Origin of the sequence: Mesorhizobium sp. M7A.F.Ca.MR.148.00.0.0 (assembly GCF_003997735.1) — a bacterium.
Classification (GTDB): Bacteria; Pseudomonadota; Alphaproteobacteria; order Rhizobiales; family Rhizobiaceae; genus Mesorhizobium.
Map to the genome: position 1 here is coordinate 127,595 of NZ_RZTB01000002.1, position 3,852 is coordinate 131,446.

Consider the following 3,852-nt stretch of genomic DNA (forward strand, 5'->3'; position numbering starts at 1 on the left):
ACGCCATGCGCGCGCTCGACAGGGGTGATGATGGTGCCGGAAACCGTGACATCGACCTTGCCGCCATTGCCGCCATTGCCGCCATTGCCGCCAAGCTGCAGCGCGACTGACTCGTCTCCCGCCGTGTCGGCCGATACCACGCCGCCATAACCGCCGCCGCCGCCGACGGACTGGGCGAAAATGCCGAGCGCCCCATCCTTCCAGGTTTCGATGATGCCGTCATTGTTGACCGTGACATGGCCGCCATTGGAGCCGTCGCCGCTCGGCAGAGAAATCGCGCCGCCGATCGTCATGTCGGCCTCCGAAGCGTTGGCCGCGGCACCCGAAGCACCGCCGCCACCGCCTACCGATTGCGCGAAAATGCCGTGCGAAAGATAGCCGAGCGTGGTGATCTTGCCATGATTGTCGACGATTACGTCGCCACCGCTGCTGCCCCCACCGCCCAGCCCGCCGATCGCCAGTGTCACCGACGTTTCCGCGCTGCCTGTCTCGGTCGAGCCGGCGCCCGCCGCGCCACCGCCACCGCCCACCGATTGCGCGAAGATGCCGTGCGAATTATCGCCCTTGGTCAGAATCTCGCCCGACCCGAAATTAGTCACATGAACGGTTTCGCCACTCTTGCCGCCGGTGCCGCCGGCGCCGCCGAGGCTCAAGGTTATGGCCACATTGGAGTCCTTGGCCGAGGTGCCCGAAGCGCCGCCGACGCCGCCGCTGCCGCCGATCGACTGCGCCAGTATGCCGTGCGAATAGGCCTTCTCGGTCTGGATCCAGCCGCTGTTTTCGACATTGACCTTGCCGCCATTACCGCCAACGTTGCCGGACCCGCCCAGTGACAGGTTGACACTGACTTCCGATTCGCCGGCGCCACCGGCGCCACCGCCGCCACCCACCGACTGTGCGAAGATGCCGATGGAACGCTCCTGCTGGGTCCAGATGCCGGCCGTGGCGAGATTGAAGACGTCGACCTGGAAAGCGCTGCCACCGCCGCCGCCTGCCCCGCCAAGCGCGCCACCGATCGCATATTTACCCAATACGCCCGATGTCGCCGAGCCGCCGACACCACCACCGCCGCCGATCGAGTTGGCGCTGATACCATACGAATCGGCGCCGTCGGTCACGATCAGGCTCCGGTTGGTTACAGAGACCGTGCCGCCATTGCCGGCGCCGCCCGCGGCGAGGCCGATCGCCGCGCCGATGCCGACGGACGTCTCGCCTTCACTGCCTCCGCCAACGATCTCCTCGTCGGTCGAAGCCGCGCCGACGCCGCCGCCGCCGCCGCCGACCGACATCGCCAGGATACCGATGGAATTGAAGCCCTGGGTCCGGATTACCCCGGAATTGTCGACATGCACGCCGGCGCCGATGACGTTGTTGCCGTCATCCAGGCGGAACAACGCCGCATCGTTGCCGGAGCCGCCCGAACCGCCAATGCCGACATTGACGGTGACACTCGTCTCGCTGGTGCCGCCAAGGTGGAACGCCTTGGCGTTGCTCGATCCGCCCATGCCGCCGCCGCCGCCCAGCGATTGCGCGACGATGCCTGAGGAGAAATCGCCCTTGGTCGTCAAATTGCCGGTGTTGATCACGTCGACCGCGCCGGAGATATTGCCGGTGCCGCCCCCGCCTCCGACGGTCACGTTGGCCGCAACGTTGACGCCTTGGCCGCCGCCCAGATCGGCGGTCGCACCGTTGGTCGAGCCGCCATTGCCGCCGCCGCCGCCGATCGACTGCGCAAGGATCGCCGCGCTCATGTCGCCATCCGTCTGCACCGTCATGGCATTGTGGACGAGCACATCGTCGCTGACATTGCCGTCGCCGCCGCCGCCGCCGATGCTCACGGTCGCGTTGACGCTGACATTGACGCCGTAACCGCCAGCCGCCGCCCAGGAATCGCCGCCATTGCCGCCGCTGCCGGCAACCGACTGGGCAAGAATGCCGCCAGCCTGGTAACCCTTGGTGACGATGCTGCCGCCGCCGCTGAGGCCGGTATCGACGATCACCAGGTCGCTCCTGCCACCGTCGCCGCCCCAGCCGCCGACAGTAACGCCGAGGCTGACATTGACGCCGTTGCTGACCGAGCCGGCCATCGTGGCCGCACGGCCACCATTGCCGCCGCCGCCGCCAATCGACTGTGCCACGATGCCGCCCGAGCCGACCGCGTCGGTGTCGGCGATGATGTTGCCGTCCGCCCTGACCGTAACCTTGCCGCCAGGGCCGCCATCGCCGCCCTCGCCGCCAACCGAAACGCCGACCGCTGCCGATGCGTAGAAACCGGCGCTGAAGGCTCCGGAATAGGCATTGCCGCCATTGCCGCCGCTACCGCCGACCGATTGCGCCAGGATGGCCTTCGCGCCCGCGCCGCCGACGCGGATGTCGCCCTTGTGGGTGACGGTAACCTGATCGCTCAGGTTCGCATCGCCGCCGCCGCCGCCGATCGCGACGCCAGCCGCACCGAATATACCAACCGCGACCGCACCGGCGCTGCCGCCATTGCCGCCGCCGCCGCCGACCGATTGCGCCAGGATGCCGTGCGCGAGCGCGCCTTTGGTGGTTATGTTTGCGGTGTTTTTGACCTCGACCTGGCCACCTGCCCCGCCAGCGCCGCCCTGGCCACCGACAGCGACGGCCGCAAAGGCACCACCGGCGCCCGCCAAACCTCCATCACCACCTGAACCACCGACCGACTGCGCGAAGATGCCGATCGAGAGGTCCCTGTCAGTGGTGATCCGAGCCGTATTTTCGACATAGACTTTCTGGCTGCCACCACCGGAACTGCCATTGCCGCCCAGCGAGAAGGAAGGTCCGCCAACCGTCACCGCAAAGCCGCCGGAGCCGCCGCCGCCGCCGACCGACTGCGCCATGATGCCGTGCGACTGAATACCTTCGGTCTGGACGACGGCGCCGTTGATGACATCAACGGTCTTGCCGCCGCCACCGCCGGCGCCCTTACCACCGATCCCGATGCCGAGGCCCAGGTTCAGTCCTGCAGAACCGCCGCCCGTGCCGCCGCCACCGCCGATGGATTGCGCGACAATGCCCGTCGAGCGATCGCCGATCGTATGGATTAAGCCGCCGCCAATTGTGGCCCTGACCGTCTCGGCCTCGCCGGCCGCTCCGCCTTTGCCGCCGATGCCGATGGTCGCAGAGATAGCGCCATTGAACGAAAAGCCGCCATTGCCGCCGCCGCCGCCGATCGATTGAATGATCAGGCCAGCGGAGTCGGCGCCGTGGGTTGTGATATTCGTGGTGGTGGAGTTGTAGACGACCTTGCCCGCGGCGCCGCCGCCCGCGCCACTGCCGCCGATGCCGACGGTCAGGCCAAGGCCGACACCGATGACGCCGCCGCCATTTCCGCCGCCGCCACCGATCGATTGCACGATGATACCGGCCGACCTTTCCTTGAAGGTTTCGACCGAACCATTATAGGTCGCATCGACTGCCTTGCCCGCGCCTGCCGCGCCGCCGCCACCACCGATGCCCAGATTGGCGATCGCGCCAAACGTGCCGACGAAGCCGCCATTGCCGCCACCGCCGCCGACCGACTGTACGACGAGGCCGATCGAGTCGGTGCCGCGCGTGATGATCGATTGCTGGCCGCCATTGGCGGTGCGGAAGAACACGTCGCCGCCATCGCCGCCGCCGCTGCCCTTGCCGCCGATTCCAACGCTCGCTCCGAAGAGGGCGCCTTCCACGACAAAGCCGCCATTGCCGCCGCCGCCGCCAAGCGATTGGACGACGATGCCTGCCGACCGGTCCTGCAGGGTTTCGACCGAGCCGCCGGTGGTGACGTCGACTTTCCTGGCGAAGCCGCCTGAACCAGCCGAGCCGCCGACGCCGACAGCCACGAGACCC